1 protein-coding gene is annotated in these 2,633 nt (G+C 71.2%); it reads left to right on the top strand.

Annotated elements, in window-relative coordinates; genetic code table 11:
• Nucleotides 1-150: 150 nt before the first annotated feature.
• Nucleotides 151-2,541 carry a Tex family protein gene (locus tag ACFU53_RS47590; RefSeq protein WP_384006784.1) on the top strand — a complete coding sequence of 797 codons (2,391 nt, stop codon included), beginning with the start codon at nt 151-153 and terminating at the stop codon, nt 2,539-2,541.
• Nucleotides 2,542-2,633: the final 92 nt, after the last annotated feature.

Genomic DNA, 2,633 nt, shown 5'->3' with positions numbered 1-2,633 from the left:
GCCGTAGACCTCAGGAGCCGGACGCGACCACGCGTCCGGCTCCCCGTCCGTCCCGGGCCGACCGTACGAGTCTCACGCCCTGCGCCCCCGCTGTCGGTGCCACCTGCCACAATTGCCGCGCAACCCCAGTGGAGAAGGCGGTACGGGATCGTGACGACACCCCTCGTAGGGTCCATCGAAGGCAGGATCGCCGAGGAGCTCGGCGTACGGGAGCGGCAGGTCAGGGCCGCGGTGGAGCTGCTCGACGGCGGTTCGACCGTGCCCTTCATCGCCCGCTACCGCAAGGAAGCGACCGAGATGCTCGACGACGCGCAGCTGCGCACGCTCGAGGAGCGGCTGCGCTATCTGCGGGAGCTGGAGGAGCGGCGGACGGCGATCCTCGAGTCGGTGCGCGAGCAGGGCAAGTTGACGCCCGAGGTCGAGGACCGGATCCGCGCCGCCGAGACCAAGGCGCGGCTGGAGGACATCTACCTCCCCTTCAAGCCGAAGCGGCGCACGAAGGCGCAGATCGCCCGCGAGGCGGGCCTGGAGCCGCTGGCCGAGGGCCTGCTCGGCGACCCGACCGTCGAGCCGCCGGCCGCCGCCGCGGCGTTCGTGGACGCCGACAAGGGCGTCGCCGATCCGCAGGCCGCGCTGGACGGCGCGCGAGCGATCCTCACCGAGCGGTTCTCGGAGGACGCCGACCTGATCGGCGAGCTGCGCGAGCGCATGTGGGTGCGGGGGCGACTGGCCGCCAGGGTGAAGGACGGCAAGGAGGAGGCGGGCGCCAAGTTCGCCGACTACTTCGACTTCGCCGAGCCGTTCACCGAGCTGCCCTCCCACCGCATCCTGGCGATGCTGCGTGGTGAGAAGGAGGACGTCCTCGATCTCGTCCTGGAGCCGGAGGAGCCCTCCGAGCAGCCCGGCCCTTCGTCGTACGAGGGGATCGTCGCCCACCGTTTCCAGATCGCCGACCGCGGTCGCCCCGGTGACAAGTGGCTGACGGACACGGTCCGTTGGGCCTGGCGGACCCGGATTCTCGTTCACCTCGGCATCGACCTGCGGCTGCGGCTGCGGACGGCCGCCGAGGACGAGGCGGTGAACGTGTTCGCGGCGAACCTGCGCGACCTGCTCCTCGCCGCCCCGGCCGGCACCCGCGCGACGCTCGGCCTCGACCCCGGCTTCCGTACGGGCGTGAAGGTCGCCGTGGTGGACGCGACCGGCAAGGTCGTCGCGACGGACGTGATCTACCCGCATGTCCCGGCCAACAAGTGGGACGAGGCCATCGCCAAGCTGGCGCGCCTCGCCAAGGAGCACGCGGTCGATCTGATCGCGATCGGCAACGGCACGGCGTCCCGCGAGACCGACAAGCTCGCCGGTGAACTGATCACCAAGCACCCGGAGTTGCAGCTCACCAAGGTGATGGTGTCGGAGGCGGGCGCGTCCGTGTACTCGGCGTCGGCGTTCGCCTCGCAGGAGCTGCCGGACATGGACGTGTCGCTGCGCGGCGCCGTCTCCATCGCGCGCCGCCTCCAGGACCCCCTCGCCGAGCTGGTGAAGATCGACCCCAAGTCCATCGGTGTCGGGCAGTACCAGCACGACCTGTCCGAGGTGAAGCTGTCGCGTTCGCTGGACGCGGTGGTCGAGGACTGTGTGAACGGCGTCGGCGTCGACGTGAACACGGCCTCCGCCCCACTGCTGGCCCGCGTCTCCGGCATCTCCTCCGGGCTCGCCGAGAACATCGTGGCCCACCGGGACGCCAACGGTCCCTTCAAGTCGCGGTCCCAGCTGAAGGGTGTGGCGCGGCTCGGCCCCAAGGCGTACGAGCAGTGCGCGGGGTTCTTGCGGATCCGGGACGGCGACGACCCGCTGGACGCGTCCAGCGTGCACCCGGAGGCGTACCCCGTCGTACGGCGGATGGTGAAGACCTCCGGTCAGGAGGTGGCGGCGCTCATCGGCAACACGGGGGTCCTGCGGTCGCTCAGGCCCGGGGAGTTCGTGGACGAGACGTTCGGTCTGCCGACCGTGTCGGACATCCTGAAGGAGCTGGAGAAGCCGGGGCGTGACCCTCGGCCCGCCTTCAAGACGGCCACCTTCAAGGAGGGCGTCGAAAAGATCTCCGACCTGGTGTCCGGGATGGTTCTGGAGGGCGTCGTGACGAACGTGGCGGCCTTCGGGGCGTTCATCGACGTCGGTGTCCACCAGGACGGTCTGGCGCATGTCTCCGCGTTGTCCAAGACGTTCGTCAAGGACCCGCGTGACGTGGTCAAGCCCGGGGACATCGTCAAGGTGAAGGTCCTCGACGTCGACATTCCCCGGAAGCGGATCTCCTTGACGCTGCGGCTGGACGACGAGGCGGCGCCGAAGGGGCAGGGCGGGCAGGGTCAGCCGGGTGGGGGGTCTCGGCCTCAGCGGGGGGCGCGGGGCTCTCAGCCGCCTCGGCAGCAGGGGCGCGGGGGCGGTGCTTCCCGGCAGCCGGGTGCGGCCGCCGCGGCTCCTTCCAACAGTGCGATGGCGGATGCGTTGCGGCGGGCGGGGTTGGTGGACAAGAAGCGGCGCTGAGTGGTTCGGCGGGGGTTCTCGCCCCCGCCGCCCCTACCCGTCCCATCCAGGGGCTGCGCGCCTGCGGCCCCCGGCCGCGGGCCGGTGGGGGC

Source organism: Streptomyces sp. NPDC057474, assembly GCF_042802555.1.
Taxonomy (GTDB): domain Bacteria; phylum Actinomycetota; class Actinomycetes; order Streptomycetales; family Streptomycetaceae; genus Streptomyces.
This window is presented reverse-complemented; position numbering and strand designations above follow the sequence as displayed.